This window comes from Pseudomonas sp. WOUb67 (genome assembly GCF_050058005.1).
GTDB lineage: Bacteria > Pseudomonadota > Gammaproteobacteria > Pseudomonadales > Pseudomonadaceae > Aquipseudomonas > Aquipseudomonas putida_R.
The window spans coordinates 1,753,353-1,771,070 of record NZ_CP170112.1 but is presented as its reverse complement, the minus strand read 5'-3'; the positions used below and the strand labels follow the sequence as shown (position 1 = coordinate 1,771,070).

General features: G+C 61.0%; 18 protein-coding genes. 8 read left to right on the top strand and 10 right to left on the bottom strand.

The features are described 5' to 3' along the window. The first annotated feature begins 17 nt into the window (after positions 1-17). Entirely contained in the window at positions 18-1,058 is a 1,041-nt protein-coding gene (locus ABOC32_RS07950) for an NADP(H)-dependent aldo-keto reductase (RefSeq protein WP_426810659.1), read from the top strand. Between the two features lie 290 nt (positions 1,059-1,348). Then, positions 1,349-2,269, top strand: a complete 921-nt coding sequence (locus tag ABOC32_RS07945; RefSeq protein WP_169725191.1) for a GlxA family transcriptional regulator — start codon at positions 1,349-1,351, stop codon at positions 2,267-2,269. Between the two features lie 33 nt (positions 2,270-2,302). On the opposite strand, the gene zapE is transcribed toward ABOC32_RS07945, so the two are convergent. From zapE to ABOC32_RS07930, 3 genes are all read right to left on the bottom strand, one after another. Then, positions 2,303-3,397: a cell division protein ZapE gene (gene zapE / locus ABOC32_RS07940; RefSeq protein ID WP_016498030.1), complete on the bottom strand. Its 1,095-nt coding sequence runs from the start codon at positions 3,395-3,397 to the stop codon at positions 2,303-2,305. 164 nt (positions 3,398-3,561) lie between these two features. Then, positions 3,562-4,911, bottom strand: coding sequence for a tryptophan--tRNA ligase (locus tag ABOC32_RS07935; protein ID WP_426810658.1), 1,350 nt, complete (start codon positions 4,909-4,911; stop codon positions 3,562-3,564). Positions 4,912-4,936: 25 nt separating this feature from the next. Further along, a complete protein-coding gene (locus ABOC32_RS07930) occupies positions 4,937-5,572 on the bottom strand; it encodes an alpha/beta hydrolase (RefSeq protein ID WP_426810657.1) in 636 nt (211 codons plus the stop codon). A 135-nt stretch (positions 5,573-5,707) separates the two neighbouring features. Here ABOC32_RS07930 and ABOC32_RS07925 point away from each other — a divergent pair, with 135 nt between their 5' ends. Then, positions 5,708-6,145 carry a ZapG family protein gene (locus ABOC32_RS07925; protein WP_234227703.1) on the top strand — a complete coding sequence of 146 codons (438 nt, stop codon included), beginning with the start codon at positions 5,708-5,710 and terminating at the stop codon, positions 6,143-6,145. 57 nt (positions 6,146-6,202) lie between these two features. Here the strand turns inward: ABOC32_RS07925 and ABOC32_RS07920 are convergent. Together ABOC32_RS07920 and ABOC32_RS07915 are read right to left on the bottom strand one after the other, a co-directional pair. Then, a protein-coding gene (locus tag ABOC32_RS07920) for an IS3 family transposase (protein ID WP_426809509.1) occupies positions 6,203-7,422 on the bottom strand; the annotation gives its coding sequence in 2 pieces (ribosomal slippage) (positions 6,203-7,074 and positions 7,074-7,422; 1,221 coding nt in all). Positions 7,423-7,622: 200 nt separating this feature from the next. Then, the gene (locus ABOC32_RS07915) at positions 7,623-8,819 is read right to left on the bottom strand and encodes a methionine gamma-lyase (RefSeq protein ID WP_426810656.1); all 1,197 of its coding nucleotides are present in this window, start codon (positions 8,817-8,819) and stop codon (positions 7,623-7,625) included. 127 nt (positions 8,820-8,946) lie between these two features. Between ABOC32_RS07915 and ABOC32_RS07910 the strand changes: the two genes are divergently transcribed. The 4 genes from ABOC32_RS07910 (at position 8,947) to ABOC32_RS07895 (ending at position 10,778) form a co-directional block, all read left to right on the top strand. Next, positions 8,947-9,426 (top strand): Lrp/AsnC family transcriptional regulator, encoded by a 480-nt coding sequence (locus tag ABOC32_RS07910; RefSeq protein WP_016488989.1) that lies wholly within the window; start codon positions 8,947-8,949, stop codon positions 9,424-9,426. 114 nt (positions 9,427-9,540) lie between these two features. After that, positions 9,541-9,861, top strand: coding sequence for an S-type pyocin (locus ABOC32_RS07905; RefSeq protein ID WP_426810655.1), 321 nt, complete (start codon positions 9,541-9,543; stop codon positions 9,859-9,861). Further along, positions 9,855-10,121, top strand: a complete 267-nt coding sequence (locus ABOC32_RS07900) for a bacteriocin immunity protein (RefSeq protein ID WP_426810654.1) — start codon at positions 9,855-9,857, stop codon at positions 10,119-10,121. Before ABOC32_RS07905 ends, ABOC32_RS07900 begins: the two co-directional genes overlap by 7 nt. A 12-nt stretch (positions 10,122-10,133) precedes the next feature. Then, positions 10,134-10,778, top strand: coding sequence for an RES family NAD+ phosphorylase (locus tag ABOC32_RS07895; protein ID WP_426810653.1), 645 nt, complete (start codon positions 10,134-10,136; stop codon positions 10,776-10,778). A gap of 30 nt (positions 10,779-10,808) precedes the next feature. Here ABOC32_RS07895 and ABOC32_RS07890 read toward each other — a convergent pair whose 3' ends face one another. From ABOC32_RS07890 to ABOC32_RS07875, 4 genes are all read right to left on the bottom strand, one after another. Beyond that, positions 10,809-11,441, bottom strand: a complete 633-nt coding sequence (locus ABOC32_RS07890; RefSeq protein WP_426810652.1) for a hypothetical protein — start codon at positions 11,439-11,441, stop codon at positions 10,809-10,811. A gap of 191 nt (positions 11,442-11,632) precedes the next feature. Continuing rightward, entirely contained in the window at positions 11,633-13,534 is a 1,902-nt protein-coding gene (gene cysN / locus ABOC32_RS07885; RefSeq protein WP_426810651.1) for a sulfate adenylyltransferase subunit CysN, read from the bottom strand. Between the two features lie 15 nt (positions 13,535-13,549). Beyond that, on the bottom strand, positions 13,550-14,467 hold the full coding sequence (cysD, locus tag ABOC32_RS07880; RefSeq protein WP_003251799.1) for a sulfate adenylyltransferase subunit CysD: 918 nt from the start codon (positions 14,465-14,467) through the stop codon (positions 13,550-13,552). Between the two features lie 277 nt (positions 14,468-14,744). Then, positions 14,745-15,503: a Nif3-like dinuclear metal center hexameric protein gene (locus ABOC32_RS07875; RefSeq protein ID WP_426810650.1), complete on the bottom strand. Its 759-nt coding sequence runs from the start codon at positions 15,501-15,503 to the stop codon at positions 14,745-14,747. Positions 15,504-15,671: 168 nt separating this feature from the next. Between ABOC32_RS07875 and algW the strand changes: the two genes are divergently transcribed. Then, a complete protein-coding gene (gene algW, locus ABOC32_RS07870) occupies positions 15,672-16,832 on the top strand; it encodes a Do family serine endopeptidase AlgW (protein WP_086975350.1) in 1,161 nt (386 codons plus the stop codon). 119 nt (positions 16,833-16,951) lie between these two features. Here the strand turns inward: algW and ABOC32_RS07865 are convergent, their stop codons facing one another. Beyond that, positions 16,952-17,716, bottom strand: coding sequence for an amino acid ABC transporter ATP-binding protein (locus ABOC32_RS07865; RefSeq protein WP_016498022.1), 765 nt, complete (start codon positions 17,714-17,716; stop codon positions 16,952-16,954). Positions 17,717-17,718 lie beyond the last annotated feature (2 nt).

The following is a 17,718-nucleotide window of genomic DNA, read 5'->3' as shown; positions in this document are numbered from 1 at the left end:
CAAGGAGTGTCTAACCGATGGAATACCGCCAGCTCGGCCGTACCGACCTCAATGTCAGCGCCCTGTGCCTGGGCACCATGACCTGGGGCGAACAGAACGTTCAGGCCGAAGCCTTCGAACAGATTGCCCGGGCCAAGGCCGCCGGGGTCAACTTCATCGACACCGCCGAGATGTACCCGGTGCCGCCCCGCCCGGAAACCTACGCGGCCACCGAGCGCATCATCGGCAACTGGTTCCGCGACAACGGTGATCGCGACGACTGGGTGCTGGCCAGCAAGGTCGCAGGCCCAGGCAACGGCATCAGCCACATCCGTGACGGCCAGCTCAAGCACAACCGCCAGCACATCGTCGCGGCGCTGGAGGAGAGCCTGAAGCGCCTGCAGACCGACCGTATCGACCTGTACCAGCTGCACTGGCCGGAACGCAGCACCAACTTCTTCGGCAAGCTGGGCTACCAGCACCTGCCCCAGGACCACTTCACCCCGCTGGAAGAAACCCTCGAGGTACTCGACGAGCAGGTGCGTGCGGGCAAGATCCGCCACATCGGCCTGTCCAACGAAACGCCGTGGGGCACCATGAGGTTTCTGCAGCTGGCTGATAGCAGAGGCTGGCCGCGGGCGGTGTCGATCCAGAACCCGTACAACCTGCTCAACCGCAGCTTCGAGGTGGGCCTGGCGGAAGTGGCCATCCGCGAGCAGTGCGGCCTGCTGGCCTATTCGCCGCTGGCGTTCGGCATGCTCTCGGGCAAATACGAGAACGGCGCACGGCCGGGCAACGCGCGCCTGACCCTGTTCAGCCGCTTTGCCCGCTATTCCAACCCGCAGACCGTGGCAGCCTGCAGCCGTTACGTGCAACTGGCCCGCGAGCACGGCCTGGACCCGGCACAAATGGCCCTGGCGTTCGTCACCCGGCAACCGTTCGTGACCAGCAACATCATTGGCGCGACCAGCCTGCAACAGCTGGACAGCAACCTGGCGAGCCTTGATCTGAACCTGAGCGACGAGCTGCTGGCAGTTATCGAGGCAATTCACCAAGAGCAGCCCAACCCGGCGCCTTGAGCTGAAAAGGGGCCGCCGCGCGGCCCAATCGCCGGCAAGCCAGCTCCCACAGGACGGCGTCGCACATGCGGCCTGTGGAGTACTTGTGGGAGCTGGCTTGCCGGCGATTGGGCTGCAGAGCAGCCCCGCTGTTACACGGGGTAGACACAATCGCCAAAAAATAAGACGATCCAGCCGGTGATTGACCACTCTACCCTATAAGAACAATGACAATGATGTTTACCCAACCCTCCGCGTCGCTGCGGCGCGTCAGCATCCTGGCCATTGACAAGGTATTTGCTTCGACCTTGATGCAGGCCAAGGACTTCTTCCACCTCGCCAGCCTGCGTTACAGCAAGCAGCTGGGCCTGGGCTTGCAGCCCATGTTCGAGATCCACCTGGTGAGCCCCGACGGCCAGCCCGTGGACAGCTTCAGCAATGTGCAGCTACCGGTCGACGGTGGCCTGGACGACGCCGATGTGATCATCCTCCCGGCCTACTGGGACGACTTCGACAACCTCCTGCAACGTTATCCACAGGTGCTGCCGTGGCTGCGTGAACAGCATGCCCGCGGTGCGGTGCTGTGCGCCGAGGCCAGTGGCGTGTTCTGGCTGGCCGAGTCCGGCCTGCTTGATGGCAAGGAGGCGACGACCTACTGGCGCTTCTTCACCAGCTTTGCCGAGCGCTTTCCGAAGATCCGGCTGAACCAGGACAAGCACCTGACCGACGCCGACAATATCTATTGCGCCGGCGGCGCCACGTCGGCCTGCGACCTGTACATCTACCTGATCGAGCGCTTCTGCGGGGCCAACGTGGCCCGCGCCGTGGCCCGCGACATCCTGTATGAAGTGCAGCGCAACTACACCCCGGGGCGCATGGGCTTTGGCGGGCAGAAGCTGCATCAGGACCTGATCATCCTGCAGATCCAGCATTGGCTGGAGGAACACTTCGCCGACAAGTTCCGCTTCGAGGATGTGGCCCGCAACCACGGCATGAGCATCCGCAACTTCATGCGCCGCTTCCAGGGCGCCACGGGTGACAAGCCGCTGCACTACCTGCAACGGCTGCGGATCGAGACCGCCAAGGGGTTGCTGTCGAGCACGCGCAAGAGCATCAAGACCATCAGCTACGAAGTCGGCTATGACGATGCGAGTTTCTTTGCGCGGTTGTTCCGCCAGCACACCGAGCTGTCGCCGAATCAGTATCGACAGCAGTTCATGCAAGAGGCTTGAGTGCCATGGGGCTGCAACGCAGCCCCAAAAATCTTACGGTTTGTGTGCGCGCGACAGGAATTCGTGCGACTGCATCTCCAGCAACCGGCTGAGGGTGCGCTGGAACTCGAAGCTCAGGCGCCCACCGGTGTACAGGTCTTTCAGCTCCACCTCGGCCGAGATGATCAGCTTGACGTTGCGGTCGTAGAACTCGTCCACCATGTTGATGAAGCGGCGGGCGATGTCGTCGGTGGCGACACCCATCTGCTCCACATTGCTCAGCAGCACGGCATGGAAGATCTTGCCCAGTTCGATGTAATCGTTCTGGCTGCGTGGCCCATCGCACAGGGCGCGGAAGTCGAACCAGGCGACATCGTCGCAGGTACGCAGGGCATTGATCGGCCGGTTCTCGATCATCAGCACATCGTTCTCGACCGCCTGGGTGCACTCCGGCGTCAGCGCCTTGAAGCTGGCACGCATGCTCTGGTGCGCCGCATCGTTGAGCGGGTAGTGGAACAGTTCGGCCTGCTCCAGGTGGCGCAGCCGGTAGTCGACCCCACTGTCAACGTTCACCACGTCGGTGAACTGCTTGATCATGGCAATGGCAGGCAGGAAGCGGGCGCGTTGCAGGCCGTCCTTGTACAAGCCATCCGGCACGATGTTGGAGGTGGCCACCAGCGACACGCCGTTCTTGAACAGCTCTTCCATCAGGGTGCCGAGGATCATGGCGTCGGTAATGTCCGACACGAAGAACTCGTCGAAGCAGATCACCCTGGCTTCGTCGCTGAAGCGCTTGGCGATGATGGTCAGCGGGTTCTTCTCACCCTTGAGGGTTTTCATTTCCTCGTGCACACGCTTCATGAAGCGGTGGAAGTGTGTACGCATCTTCTGCTTGAAGGGCAGCGCTTCGTAGAAGGTGTCGACCAGGTAGGTCTTGCCTCGCCCTACCCCACCCCAGAAGTACAGGCCCTTGACCGGGGTCTGCTCCTTCTTGCCGAACAGCTTGCCGAACACGCCCGGCTTGTTGTTCTGCGCCTGGACCAGGTCGTCGTACAGGCGCTGCAGGTGACGCACCGCAGTTTCCTGCGCCGCGTCATGGAAGAAGTCGGGACGTTTCAGATCTGCTTGATAGCGTTCTAAGGGAGTCATGATTCGTTAGCGAGGCAACAAAAAACGGGCCGTCACTGTAGCGACAGGCCCGCTTAATGGCAATGAGACTTGCGTCAATATGCCTCATCCAGCACAGCTATTCGCTGGATGGCACCGGCTTTGCCGGTGTTCGCGAGTAAACTCGCTCCTACAGGTGAAATGCCTCAGTCCTGCTGTGGTGCCAGGGCATCACGCAGGCTTTGAATGGCCGCATCACGGGCTTCGGCGCTGTCGAACTGTGGCCCGTCGGCGACCTGCTCGCCATTCAGCCACAGGCCGAAGCTCAGGCCTTCGACCCGTACATCGGCCTCGCCACCCTGCTGCAGCTGCTTGCTTACGGCGCCGGCGCTCTTGCCGTCGGCGAAGCTGCGCGACAGCAGCAGTTGCTCGCCGTCAGCGGCCAGCAGGCGGAAGCGGAAGCTGCCGTCTTCGTCGCGGAAGCTGACAAAGCGTGCGCTCTTGGCAGCCTTCTTCTTCACCTCGGTGCCGGCTTGCACACCGCTACGGAACGAACGCAGGCCAACGGCTTCGCGCAGTTGCTCGAGGAACGGCGTGGCAATCTTGCGGGCCTTGGCGGCGCCGGCCAGCAGGATGTCTTCCAGGTCCGCCGGGCGGGCGATCAGCTGGTGGTAGTACTCGCGCTTTTCGGCCAGTTGGCCATCCAGCAACTGGAACAGGCGCTGCTTGGCATCACCCCAGCCCAGCCCCTGCAACAGCTCTTCGCGGAATTCGGTGCATTGCTCCGGGGTCGAGAAGGCCTGGTACAGGGTAAACAGGTGCGAATTGTCCGGGTCTTTCGCTTCGCCTGGCGCGCGCGAGTCGGTGACGATGCGCGAGATGGCGTCTTTCATGTCCTTGGCGCTGGTGAACAACGGGATGGTGTTGTCATAGCTCTTGGACATCTTGCGCCCGTCCAGGCCTGGCAGCGTGGCCACGCTTTCTTCGATCACCGCCTCCGGCAGGGCGAAGAAGTCCCGGCCCTGGCCGAACAGGTGGTTGAAGCGCTGACCGATGTCGCGGGCCATTTCCACGTGCTGGATCTGGTCACGGCCGACCGGCACCTTGTGGGCGTTGAACATCAGGATGTCGGCGGCCATCAGTACCGGGTAGCTGAACAGGCCCATGGTCACGCCGGCGTCCGGGTCTTCGCCGTTCTCGACGTTCTTGTCCACCGAGGCCTTGTAGGCATGCGCGCGGTTCAGCAGGCCCTTGGCGGCAACGCAGGTCAGCAGCCAGGTCAGCTCGGGGATTTCCGGGATGTCGGACTGGCGGTAGAAGGTCACCTTGTCCGGGTCCAGGCCACCGGCCAGCCAGGTGGCGGCGATTTCCAGGCGCGAACGCTGGATACGCAGCGGGTCGTCGCACTTGATCAGGGCGTGGTAGTCGGCCAGGAAGTAGAACGAGTCGGCACCGGGCTGCTCGCTGGCACGGATCGCAGGGCGAATGGCGCCGGCGTAGTTGCCCAGGTGCGGAGTGCCGGTGGTGGTGATACCGGTAAGAATGCGCGTGGTCATGGGTGTTCGCTTATTCAGGCTTGGCTCAGTTCGAAAGGCGCGGCAGCAGCAGATCCTTCAGATCGGTCAGCTTGCCATGGAAGAAGTGTCCGCATTCTGCCACTTTCAGCAGCTCATGGGGGCGCGACAGGCTGTCGGACCATTCGTAAACCAGCTGCGGCGCGACCACTTCGTCGGCATCTGGCTGCACCACGGTGATCGGGCAGTGCTGTGGCAGCTGGAATTCGGCGGTCAGGCGCATGACTGCCGGGGCAATCATGAACAGGTGTTGCAGCGTTACCCCGGCGGCTTCCAGGCGGCCGGCCAGGCTCGTCGCGACAAAGCCGCCGAACGAGAAGCCCATCAACACCAGCGGCAGCTCGGGGTGGCTGGCACGCAGCCAGGCGGCGGCGGCCTCGGCATCGGCCACTTCGCCAGCCCCCATGTCATGGCTGCCGGCGCTCTGGCCGACGCCACGGTAGTTGAAACGCAGGGTCACATAGCCGGCATCGCGCGCGGTGCGTTGCAGGGTCGAGACCACCTTGTTGAGCATGGTGCCGCCCTGGACCGGGTTGGGGTGGCAGATCAGCACCGCGCCACGGGCCTCGGCCACGTCCAGGTACAAGGCTTCCAGCTGGCCGCTGGGGCCATCGATGAACAAGGGGGTTTCGCGGACAAGCAAGGTACTACTCCGTGACCTCGGGAAGGGTCGATTCGTCTAGGTGAGGAATTCTGTTCTGATTTGCGATCGCTCGCGGTATACAGCGCAGGTCTGAGCCGTTAACGTAAAGCAAAGCCGTTTATAGAGGAAGGACTCGTGGAACTCTCGCTCCTTGTTTGGTTGTTGCCAACCCTGGCCCTGGTCATCGGTGTGGCGGTCGGTTTCATTGTTGCCCGCCTGCTGCCCAACGCGGCGCCGAGCAATACCCAGCGCCAACTGGATGACATCCAGAAGCGCTTCGACAGCTACCAGAACGAAGTGGTCACCCACTTCAACAGCACCGCCATGCTGGTCAAGAAACTGACCCAGAGCTACCAGGACGTACAGGATCACCTGGCCGAAGGCGCCAACAGCCTGGCCCTCGATGAAGTCACTCGCCAGCGCCTGCTGGCTGCACTGCATTCCGAAGCGCCACAAGGCCCGCGTGACCGCCTGACCCCGCCGAAAGACACCGCCGAAGTGCCGCGCGACTATGCGCCAAAATCGCCGAACTCGCCGGGCATGCTCGACGAGAGCTACGGGCTCAAGCGTTGATCTGCTGATGTCTAGTCCTGAAATAGGTTTACACCTGTTCAGGTAGGCCGACAGGCCTCAAAACGCCCGATGCACTGCATCGGGCGTTTTGTTTTTCAGGGCCATATGGGGCCGTTCTGTGTTGTAGATCTGCACTGCCTCGTCAACCATCTGCCTCGCCTGCTCAAGATCTTCAGGGCTGCTCAACAGCAGCTCCATCTTGAGGATTCCGTTGATTCGCTCGGCCAGCGCGTTCTGGTAGCAGTCATACCCATCAGTCATGGAGCACTGAACATCGTGCCGTTGGTGCAGTGACTGGTACAGCGCCGAGCAATATTGGATGCCTCGATCCGAATGGTGGACTAATGGCTGGCGACGACGTCGCTTTCGTAATGCCTGCTTGAAGGCTTGCGCCACTGACTCGGCATGCAGGCTTTCATGGACATGGTGGCCAACAATTTTCCTGGAGTACGCATCCGTTACCAGGCTCAGGTACAGCGGGCCGTTACGTGCGGGCAGGTAAGTAATATCGGCAACCCAGACGTGCTCTGGCCTTGTCGGAACGACTTGGCTTGGGCCCGGCTTGAGTAAGTTGGGATGGCGGTAAAAGCGATGAAAGCTTTGTGTTGTCTTGTGGTAGGCCCGCTTAGGCAGCACTAGCAAACGGCGCTCTCCCAAAACCTGGAACAGCCTATCTCGGCCGACTTGGAATCGTTTGTCAGGTTGGCAATGCAGCAGATAGTGCAATTTGCGTGTACCCAGACGAGGCTGGCGCATCCGGACTTGCTGAACAAACTCAACCACCCGATCAGCCTGGCGCTCTTTGCCATCAGCCGCTCGGTTGCGCTTGTAGTAAGCCTGTCGACTGATGCCTAGAAACTGACAAGCCCTGGCAATGCTCAGTCCTACGACTTGACCTTGCGAGAGGACTTGCCGGATCGCTTTTTTACGACCGAGACACCATAGTCATTTTTCAGAACATCAACGACCGTCTCAAAAAACTGGGCCTTCTGGCTCATCAGTTCAAGCTGTTGCTCAAGCTCTTTGATCCGCTGCTCTGGAGTGAGCGTTTTCGGGTCAGACATCGCGCAGCTCCTCTCGTCTCGGATCGAGGCCCCTTGGCTCCAATCCTGGCGACCATGCTTACGCAACCATACCAGAACCGTCGACCGACCCTGGATGCCATACCGCACCTGGGCCTGCTTGTAGGTAAGTTCGCCTTTTTCGATCTGATCAACGACGGCCAGTTTAAAAGACAGCGAGTAATCTCGCTGCGTGCGCTTTACACCTTGCTCCATCTGCTTCTCCGGAAATTCGGGATGGGAGGTGTAAACCTTATTCAGGACGGGACATGAACATGAAAAAGGCCTCGCAAGAGGCCTTTTTTGTGGGTTGCCTGTGCCGGCCTCTTCGCGGGTAAACCCGCTCCCACAGTCCTTCAGGCCTGCGCTGTACCTGTGGGAGCGGGTTTACCCGCGAAGAGGCCGGTACAGGCTACCTAGCAGCAAGCCTGCAATGCCTGCTCGACATCCGCCAGCAGGTCTTCCACATCCTCCAGCCCCACCGACAACCTCACCAACCCCTCCGATATCCCGTGATGCGCCCGCTCCTGCGGCGTGTAACTGGAGTGCGTCATGCTCGCCGGGTGCTGCGCCAGCGATTCGGCATCGCCCAGGCTCACTGCCCGGGCAAACAGCTGCAGAGCATTCATGAAACGCCGCCCGGCCTCGATCCCACCCTTTAGCTCAAAGGCAATCATCCCGCCCGGCAGAAGCATCTGCCGCTGCGCCAACTCGTACTGGGCAAACGACGGCAACCCCGGATAGTGAATCAGCTCCACCTGCGGCTGCCGAGCCAGGAACTGCGCCACCTGCTGTGCATTGGCGCAGTGGCGGTCCATGCGCAGCGCAAGGGTCTTGATACCGCGCATCAATAGCGAAGCGTCATGCGGCGACAGCACAGCCCCGGTCATGTCTTTCAGCCCTTCCAGGCGAATGCGGTCCACCAGCGCCTTGCGCCCCACCACCAGGCCGGCGGTGATGTCGCCGTGGCCACTGAGGTACTTGGTCGCCGAATGCACCACCAGGTCCGCCCCCAGTTCCAGTGGCCGTTGCAGGTAAGGCGTGCAGTAGGTGTTGTCGACCACCACAAGCACATCATGCCCTCGCACCGCCTCGACGACCGCAGGTATGTCTACCAGTTGCATATTGGGGTTGGCCGGTGTTTCGAAGTAGATCATTCGCGTTTTACTGTTGATCGCCGCTTTCAGTGCCTTGGCATCGTTAAGGTCGACATGGTGAATCCTGACCCCAAACTCGCCGATGCCATGGTGCAGGAATGCAAAGGTGCAGCCATACAAAGTACGCCCGACGATCAGCTCATCACCAGGCCGCAGCAGGGTCCAGATGGTCGAAGTAATGGCCCCCATCCCCGACGCCAGCGCCAACCCCGCCTCGCCGCCCTCCAGCGAGGCCATGCGTTGCTCAAGCAAGGCAAGGGTGGGGTTGGAGATGCGGCTGTAGAAGTGCCCCGCTTCCTCCCCGGCAAAGCAGGCAGCGCCGTATTCGACAGTCGGGAAGGCATAGGTAGCGGTCTGGTACACCGGTGGCACCAAGGCACCACCGTGGGAAAGCGGGTCGTAACCATGGTGAATGGCCCGAGTGGAAAAACCGGTGTTGTTATGGGAGTCGCGCATGGCAACAGCCTCTTGTGGTTTGTTATAAGCTTATGCCACCGAGCTGCCCGATTTTTTCCAAAATAGCCCACGCATCTGCGTGCCTGCTGGAACAAAAACAACAATTAACGGACCAGGAGGGCAAAACATGCCTTCAAGCCTCGACCGCACCGACCGCGCCCTGCTGGCTGCCTTGCAGGACAACGCCCGCCTCACCGTCGCTGAACTCGCCGACCAGGTTGCACTGACCACCTCGCCCTGCTGGCGACGGGTCAAGCTGCTGGAAGACAACGGCTACATCACCGGCTACCAGGCCATCCTTTCGCCCAAGTCGCTGGGGTTTGGCGTGACAGCCTTCGTCAGCATCATGATGGACTCGCACACCAAGGACATGGCGCTGGCGTTCGAGCAGCGGCTGATGGAAATCCCCGAAATCGTCGCCTGCCACAACATCTCCGGGCGCTATGACTTTTTGCTGGAGATTCTGGCGCGGGACCTGGAGTCGTTTGGCGAATTTACCCGGGAAGTGCTGCAACGGCTGCCGGGTGTGAAGGAGATCTATTCGAGCTTTTCCTACAAGGCGGTGAAGGAGAAAAGGGTAATACCCGTGTCGGAAAAACACATCTAAGGCAGATCTTTCCAATCAGTAGGAACGCTCCTACTGGTAGACAGCCTGCCTCTGACATACAGAGAGCTCATCCCCGGGTACCCTTTCCGTGCCTTTCACCCCAGGGACGACTCCATGGCCAGCTTTCTTCCAGAGTTCATCACCCAAAAACTCGCAGGTCGAACATTCAACAGCTTCGACCACTTCTCCCGTTCCTTCTGGCTAGCAATTGCAGAAGACCCGATCTACAGCCAGCAATTCATCCCCGCACAACTAAACCGCCTCAAGAAAGGCTGGCCCCCTCGCGCGCCATTCCATGAAACGGTAATGGGACTGCGCTCCTATCAGATATGCCACCTAGACCCACCCGAGTGGGGTGGACTGATGTACGACGCTGAAAACCTGCGGATCATGAGCGCCATGCACTACACGCTTTCATCGGAGATGCCATGGTGATCAGCCTGAAGCACAGCCTGGCAGACTATTCATATAGCGAGTTCCGGTCGATTGTTGACGCGTTGATTCAGGCGACAGGCTCTCAGGACTGGCAGGACAGACTGCTGGAGCATTTTATCGAGCTGGTTGCGCACCCGGATGGTTCTGACCTGATCTATTACACCGGGGGTAAGCCGGGAGACTGCGCCGAGCAGGTCATGGCCCGCATCGTGGCCTGGAGGCAATCGAAGGGCGTTTCCGTGTTCAGGGATTTGCCATGAGCACATCCATCCGTGAATGAAATAACCGATCAAGTTCTCGACGCACTGAACAAGTATCCGGAGCTGCTGAAACAGCTCCCGGCAAACACGTTGTTCCACAGGGTTCAACCTTGTCGCTACGACGCCAACCCCGTGAACTACCGCGCCGATTCCGATACCCGCTACGCCGCCCCGTCCAAACGTGTCGGCGTTTACTACCTGGGTTGTTCCGCAGAGGTTGCCGTGGCCGAGTCGTTCCAGCCAGGCCAAGGTGTCGATGATCAACCGGTGCGTTTCTCGCAACTGGAACAGGCCTCGCTACACCTGCTAAAGGCGGCGCGCAAATTGTGCCTGGTGGACGTAGCTGCCCTGGCAAACCGGGCTACTCATCACAAAATCCGGCACATTGTTCAGACCAAGGGTCAAGGCAAAGAAGGTTACGCCCTCACGCGCAAAATCAGCCAGGTGTGCATGAGCCAAGACCATGTTGATGGCCTGCTCTATCTGTCTGCAGTCTATACCGTCACCGGCGCCATGGAAGGTTGCAACATTGTATTATTCGAAGGTCGCTCAACCCAGATCCAAGCAATAAGCCATCAGCCTGTGAGCATTGCAGGGCTGCCGAACGGTGAAACGGTAGTAGAGTTTCTGAGCAGTCTGGGCGTAGCGCTGGAATAGCTGCAGAACCCAACTCTCCCTGGAAGATCTTCACTGTCCTGCTTCAAATGCGTTCACAAAATCGCGCTTGATGATTTCCATGGCCGCATTGTCATCCAGCAACTCGAAGCGTGGCACTACATTACGTGGTTCTCCGGGCTCGGAATAATCCATGTTGCCAACCAGGTGCTGAACCAGAAAATTCATCGCTTCGGTATCTACCGGGTCCACAGCGAGCGACCAAAACAGTGCCTCTACAACCGGCCTGGGCTTGTTGTCGGCGAATTGAAACGACGGATAGAATTTCCTGCGATTGCCAGTATTGGTATAGGCGAGCAGCTTCCCTGCCTTTGTCTTCTGACTCAGGGCCTGTTTGGTAATCCCCAGAATTTCACAAGCGGCCTTGGCGTCCAGCAGTTCACAACGGCTGGCCACACGCTCGAATGCACGTGCTTTCATCCTGGCCATAGCCTCTTGGTTACGTGTTGCAACACTGCGCTTCGCTTCGATATCTCCTTTGGCAAGCGCAGCAAAAGCCTTCTCGTCCGCAAGGCCAAGTGCTTTGAGCACCACTGCTTCCGAAGCGCGCGCAAGATGCTCTTCAAAGCGCTGCCGTAGCGCAGCTTTGGCAGCTTCAAGGTGCGCGAGTGCAGGGTGAGTCGCTTCGTGGGTAGCGGTTGCCATCGGTTCTCCTCCAGCCTGAACAGGCTACTTGCCTATCAAGGTAGGCTCCCACCTTCAGCCTGTCAACTTGTCAACCAGTCAATATGTAAATAAAGACTGACACTGCCGCGCAGCCCATCGCGACCGCGCAAGCCGATTGGGACGGAAACAAAAAACCCCGCCGAAGCGGGGTTTTCCTTGCACGCTAGCGCTTAGATCGCGCCGCGCTGACGCAGCACGTCCAGCACCAGTTTCACACCTTCGTCCACGCTAGTGGCCTGGGTGTCGATCACAAGGTCTGCATCCAGTGGCACATCGAACGGGAAGCTTTCGCCCGGGATGTTTTCGCCGCCGGCCGCGTACAGGCCTTGCGGGTCACGCTCGCGGCAAGCCAGCGGCGAGGCCTGGACGTAAACAGTCACCAGGCGCTCTTTGCCGATCAGGGCCTTGGCCTGTTCGCGGCCTTCGGCATCCGGGGCCACGAACGCAGCCAGGGTCAGCAGGCCGGCTTCGTTGAACTGGCGCGCCACATGGGCGGCGCGGCGCCAGTTTTCGGTGCGACCGGCGCGGTCCTGCGGCAGGCCCTTGTTCAGGTCGTGGCGCAGGTTCTGGCCGTCCAGCACGTATACCGCACGGCCCATGTCGAACAGCTTGCGCTCCACGGCATAGGCCAGGGTGCTCTTGCCAGCGCCGGACAGGCCGCTGAACAGTACGGTGGCAGGCTGCTGGCCGAAACGCAGGGCGCGCTCTTCGGTCGACACGTGGGCCTGCTTGCCATGCTGGCCGGTGCTGCCGTGTGGCAGAACCGGCGGCGCGATGATCATGCCGGCGCCAACGGTGCCGTTGGTCAGGCGGTCGATGACAATGAACGCACCGGTGGTGCGGTTGCTGTCGTAGCCGTCCAGGGCGATCGAGGCGTCCAGCGCAACCTTCACGCGGCCGATCTCGTTCAGTTGCAGTGCGCTGGCAGCGCCCTGCTCCAGGGTGTTCACATCGACCTTGTGGGTGATGCTGGCAATCGAACCCGGCACATAGCTGGTGGCGCGTTTGATGTCGTACTTCTTGCCCGGCAGCATCGGCTCTTCGGCCATCCACACCAGCATGGCGTCGAACTGGTCGGTCACCGGCGGTACGTTGTCGGCGTGTACCAGCAGGTCGCCACGGGAGATGTCGATCTCGTCTTCCATGGTCAGGGTCACGGCCTGGCCTGGGCCGGCGTTTTCCAGCTCACCTTCGTAGGTGACGATGGACTTGACGCGGCTGCTCTTGCCCGACGGCAGCACGACGATTTCGTCGCCCTTGTGCACCACGCCGCTGGCGATGGTGCCGGCGAAGCCGCGGAAGTTCAGGTTCGGGCGGTTCACGTACTGCACCGAGAAGCGCAGGTCGGTGAAGTTGCGGTCGGCCGAAACCTCGACGGTTTCGAGGATCTCCATCAGCGTCGGGCCGGCGTACCACGGCGAACGCTCGCTGTGGTTGACCACGTTGTCACCCTTGAGCGCCGACATCGGCACGAACTGCAGGCTGCTCGGGGTCAGGTTGATGGCCTCGGCGAACTGCAGGTAATCGGCCTTGATCGACTCGAACACGCCCTCATCGAAGCCCTTGAGGTCCATCTTGTTGACCGCGACCACGATGTGCTTGATGCCCAGCAGCGAGGCAATGTAGCTGTGGCGGCGGGTCTGGGTCTGCACGCCGTAGCGGGCATCGACCAGGATGATCGCCAGGTCACAGGTGGACGCACCGGTGGCCATGTTGCGGGTGTACTGCTCGTGGCCCGGGGTGTCGGCGATGATGAACTTGCGCTTGGCGGTGGAGAAGTAGCGGTAGGCGACATCGATGGTGATGCCCTGCTCGCGCTCGGCCTGCAGGCCGTCTACCAGCAGCGCCAGGTCGACTTCTTCGCCGGTGGTGCCGACTTTCTTCGAATCACGGGTGATGGCCTCGAGGTGGTCCTCGTAGATCATCTTCGAATCGTGCAGCAGGCGCCCGATCAGGGTGCTCTTGCCGTCGTCAACGTTGCCGCAGGTCAGGAAGCGCAGCAGTTCCTTGCGCTCGTGCTGGGCCAGGTAGGCGAGGATGTCCTCGCTGATCAGATCAGATTGGTGCGACATGGAGTAACCCTGAAATTAGAAGTAGCCTTGGCGTTTCTTGTCTTCCATGGAACCGGCGCCATCGTGGTCGATGACACGGCCCTGGCGTTCGGACGTTCGGGTCAGGAGCATTTCCTGAATGATGTCCGTCAGGGTCTCGGCTTCCGACTCGACAGCGCCCGTCAGCGGGTAGCAGCCGAGGGTACGGAAACGCACCTTCTTCTTGACGATACGGGCTTTCTCTTCCTCGGAGAGGTGCTCGAGGATGCGCTCGTCGTCGATCATGATCAGGGTGCCGTTCTTCTCGATGACTTCACGCTCGGCGGCGAAGTACAGCGGGACGATCGGGATGCCTTCAAGGTAGATGTACTGCCAGATGTCCAGCTCGGTCCAGTTCGACAGCGGGAAGACGCGGATCGACTCGCCCTTGTTGACCTTGCCGTTGTACACGTTCCACAGCTCGGGGCGCTGGTTCTTAGGGTCCCAGCGGTGCTTGCTGTCGCGGAACGAGTACACGCGTTCCTTGGCCCGCGACTTCTCTTCGTCGCGGCGCGCGCCACCGAAGGCGGCGTCGAAACCATGCTTGTCCAGTGCCTGTTTCAGGCCCTGGGTCTTCATGATGTCGGTGTGCTTGGAGCTGCCATGGGTGAACGGGTTGATGCCCTGCGCCACACCCTCGGGGTTGACGTGGGTGATCAGTTCCAGGCCCATTTCCTCGACCATCTTGTCGCGGAAGCTGTACATCTCCTGGAATTTCCACTGGGTGTCGACGTGCATCACCGGGAACGGCAGCTTGCCCGGGAAGAAGGCCTTGCGCGCCAGGTGCAGCATCACGGCGGAATCCTTGCCGATCGAGTACAGCATCACCGGGTTGTCGAACTCGGCGGCCACCTCGCGGATAATGTGGATGCTTTCCGCCTCCAGCTGTTTCAAGTGCGTCAGTTTGTCGACCATGGCTACTCACGAAAAACGATCTTATGGACGGCCTGCGGGCCGTGTTCGAGCGAGCCACTTTATCACAGCGGGTGCTTCTATTTAGGAGGCGGGCTAGATCGAAAAGGTCTAACGATATGACTGGGGGTTTGGGCTCTGCCTGCCCATCACCGAACCCTGTAGGAGCAGCCTTGTGCTGCGAAGAGGCCGGTACAGCAGATAGGGATCTATTGCCTGCTTCGGCCTCTTCGCAGCACAAGGCTGCTCCTACAACGAACCGCATGCAGCTCCGAAAGCCTCAGATGGGGTTCGGGCAATCGATGAACAGGTGCTCCACGGCAAACCGTCGCGCCAGGTAGTCACCCAGCGCCTGCACCCCGTATCGCTCGGTGGCATGGTGCCCGGCAGCGATGAAGCTGACGCCGTTTTCGCGCGCACTGTGGTAGGTCTGCTCCGACGCCTCGCCGGTAAGGTACAGGTCCACCCCGGCCGCAATCGCCGTGTCGATGTACCCCTGCCCGCCACCAGTGCACCAGCCGACCCGACGGATCATCTGCTCCCCCTCCACCAGAAGCGGCTCACGCCCCAGCACTTCCTGTACCCGCCGGGCAAAATCGCGCGCGGTCACTGGTTCCGCCAGCGAGCCGACCAACCCGACCACCTTGGCGTTTTCCGGGTCCAGTGGCCCTTCGACGGTGATGTCCAGTTGCCGCGCCAGCTGCACGTTGTTGCCCACCTCCGGGTGCACATCCAGCGGCAGGTGAAACGCCAGCAGGCTGATGTCGTTGTTCAGCAGGGTCTTCAGCCGACGCTGGCGGATCCCGGTAATACACGGGTTCTCACCCTTCCAGAAGTAACCATGATGCACCAGCACCAGGTCGGCCTGGGCCTCGACTGCGGCATCCAGCAACGCCTGGCTGGCGGTAACGCCGCTGACGATACGGCTGACCTGTGGCCGGCCCTCCACTTGCAGGCCATTGGGGCAATAATCCTGGATCTTCGCGCTGCCGAGGTAACGCTCGGCTTCCTCGACCAGGGTATTTAGAGCGACGGCCATGAAAATCTCCTCGAAAACTGCGCTTTTCTCGGGCACAACGCCAATGGAACGCCCGTATAATGCCGGCCATTATGGGCCGTCGCCGGCACTGGGGGAACCGGTGTATGATCCCGCGCGCTCATGCCCCACCGCGCGGCCACTGGCCCTCGCTCTCTCCAGGATTCGTTCATGTTCAAGGCTTTGCGTTACTTTGGCTGGCCCCTGCTTACCGGCGTACTGATCGCCATGCTGATCATCCAGCGTTTCCCGGAATGGGTCGGCCTGCCCAGCCAGGACGTCAACCTGCAGCAGGCGCCGCAGACCACGCGGATCATGCAAGGCCCGGTGTCGTATGCCGACGCCGTGACGCTGGCTGCCCCCGCCGTGGTCAACCTGTACACCACCAAGGTGGTGAACAAGAGCGCCCATCCGCTGTTCGAAGACCCGCAGTTCCGCCGTTTCTTCGGTGACAACCTGCCCAAGCAGCGCCGTTGGGAGTCGAGCCTGGGTTCGGCGGTGATCATGAGCCCCGAGGGCTACCTGCTGACCAACAACCACGTCACCAGCGGCGCCGACCAGATCGTCGTGGCCCTGAAAGATGGCCGCGAAACCCTGGCCCGCGTGATCGGCAGCGACCCGGAAACCGACCTGGCGGTGCTGAAGATCGACCTGAAGAACCTGCCGGCGATCACCATCGGCCGTTCCGACACCATTCACATCGGCGACGTGTCGCTGGCCATCGGCAACCCGTTCGGTGTCGGCCAGACCGTGACCATGGGTATCATCAGCGCTACCGGCCGTAACCAGCTGGGCCTGAACAACTACGAAGACTTCATCCAGACCGACGCGGCGATCAACCCGGGCAACTCGGGCGGCGCGCTGGTCGATGCCAATGGCAACCTGGTGGGCATCAACACCGCGATCTTCTCCAAGTCCGGTGGTTCGCAGGGCATCGGCTTCGCCATCCCGGTGAAACTGGCACTGGAGGTGATGAAGTCGATCGTCGAGCACGGCCAGGTGATCCGTGGCTGGCTGGGCATCGAAGTGCAGCCGCTGAGCCAGGAACTGGCCGAATCGTTCGGCATGAAGGACCGCCCGGGTATCGTGGTGGCCGGTATCTTCCGCGAAGGGCCGGCGGCCAAGGCCGGGTTGCAACTGGGTGACGTGATCCTGAGCATCAACGGCGAACCGGCCGGTGACGGGCGCAAGTCGATGAACCAGGTGGCGCGGATCAAGCCCACCGACAAGATCACCATCGAGGTGATGCGCAATGGGCAGCAGCTGAAGCTGATTGCCGAAGTGGGGCTGCGGCCGCCGCCGGCACCGGCTGCCAACCCGGAAGAGAAATGAGTTGAATTCTGGGGCTGCTTTGCAGCCCATTCGCAGCACAAGGCTGCTCCTACAAGGGACGCGGTCTCCTGTAGGAGCAGCCTTGTGCTGCGAATGGGCCGCAAAGCGGCCCCGGTTCCTCAGTGCAGGATCTGGCTCAGGAACAACCGGGTCCGGTCACTGCGAGGCCGGTCGAAGAAGTCATCCGGCGCCGCCTGCTCCACAATCTCGCCTTTGTCCATGAAGATCACCCGGTTCGCCACGGTGCGGGCGAAGCCCATCTCGTGGGTCACGCAGAGCATGGTCATGCCGTCTTCGGCCAGGCCCACCATGGTATCGAGCACTTCCTTGACCATTTCCGGGTCCAGCGCCGAGGTGGGCTCGTCGAACAGCATGATTTTCGGCTTCATGCACAACGCACGGGCAATCGCCACACGCTGCTGCTGGCCACCGGACAACTGCCCCGGGTACTTGTGCGCCTGCTCGGGAATACGCACCCGCTCCAGATAATGCATGGCAATTTCCTCGGCCTTGCGCCGTGGCATCTTGCGCACCCACATCGGCGCCAGGGTGCAGTTTTCCAGAATGCTCAGGTGCGGGAACAGGTTGAAGTGCTGGAACACCATGCCCACTTCGCGGCGGATGGCCTCGATCTGCTTGAGGTCGTTGGTCAGCTCGACGCCATCGACCACGATGCGCCCCTGCTGGTGCTCCTCCAGGCGGTTGAGGCAACGGATGGTGGTGGACTTGCCCGAACCGGACGGCCCACACAACACGATGCGCTCGCCCTGGCGCACGTTCAGGTTGATGTCCTTGAGCACATGGAACTGGCCGTACCACTTGTTCACACCCTGCATCTGGATGATGCCTTCGGGGCCGGCAGGCTGCTTGATCGCTTCACTCATTT

What these genes read in the sequence shown, in the direction of transcription:
- ABOC32_RS07950 (WP_426810659.1), top strand. Translation starts at nt 18, where the DNA reads ATGGAATACCGCCAGCTCGGCCGTACCGACCTCAATGTCAGCGCCCTG.
- ABOC32_RS07945 (WP_169725191.1), top strand. Translation starts at nt 1,349, where the DNA reads ATGCAGGCCAAGGACTTCTTCCACCTCGCCAGCCTGCGTTACAGCAAG.
- zapE (WP_016498030.1), bottom strand. Translation starts at nt 3,397, where the DNA reads ATGACTCCCTTAGAACGCTATCAAGCAGATCTGAAACGTCCCGACTTC.
- ABOC32_RS07935 (WP_426810658.1), bottom strand. Translation starts at nt 4,911, where the DNA reads ATGACCACGCGCATTCTTACCGGTATCACCACCACCGGCACTCCGCAC.
- ABOC32_RS07915 (WP_426810656.1), bottom strand. Translation starts at nt 8,819, where the DNA reads ATGCGCGACTCCCATAACAACACCGGTTTTTCCACTCGGGCCATTCAC.
- ABOC32_RS07910 (WP_016488989.1), top strand. Translation starts at nt 8,947, where the DNA reads ATGCCTTCAAGCCTCGACCGCACCGACCGCGCCCTGCTGGCTGCCTTG.
- ABOC32_RS07905 (WP_426810655.1), top strand. Translation starts at nt 9,541, where the DNA reads ATGGCCAGCTTTCTTCCAGAGTTCATCACCCAAAAACTCGCAGGTCGA.
- ABOC32_RS07900 (WP_426810654.1), top strand. Translation starts at nt 9,855, where the DNA reads ATGGTGATCAGCCTGAAGCACAGCCTGGCAGACTATTCATATAGCGAG.
- ABOC32_RS07890 (WP_426810652.1), bottom strand. Translation starts at nt 11,441, where the DNA reads ATGGCAACCGCTACCCACGAAGCGACTCACCCTGCACTCGCGCACCTT.
- cysN (WP_426810651.1), bottom strand. Translation starts at nt 13,534, where the DNA reads ATGTCGCACCAATCTGATCTGATCAGCGAGGACATCCTCGCCTACCTG.
- cysD (WP_003251799.1), bottom strand. Translation starts at nt 14,467, where the DNA reads ATGGTCGACAAACTGACGCACTTGAAACAGCTGGAGGCGGAAAGCATC.
- ABOC32_RS07875 (WP_426810650.1), bottom strand. Translation starts at nt 15,503, where the DNA reads ATGGCCGTCGCTCTAAATACCCTGGTCGAGGAAGCCGAGCGTTACCTC.
- algW (WP_086975350.1), top strand. Translation starts at nt 15,672, where the DNA reads ATGTTCAAGGCTTTGCGTTACTTTGGCTGGCCCCTGCTTACCGGCGTA.
- ABOC32_RS07865 (WP_016498022.1), bottom strand. Translation starts at nt 17,716, where the DNA reads ATGAGTGAAGCGATCAAGCAGCCTGCCGGCCCCGAAGGCATCATCCAG.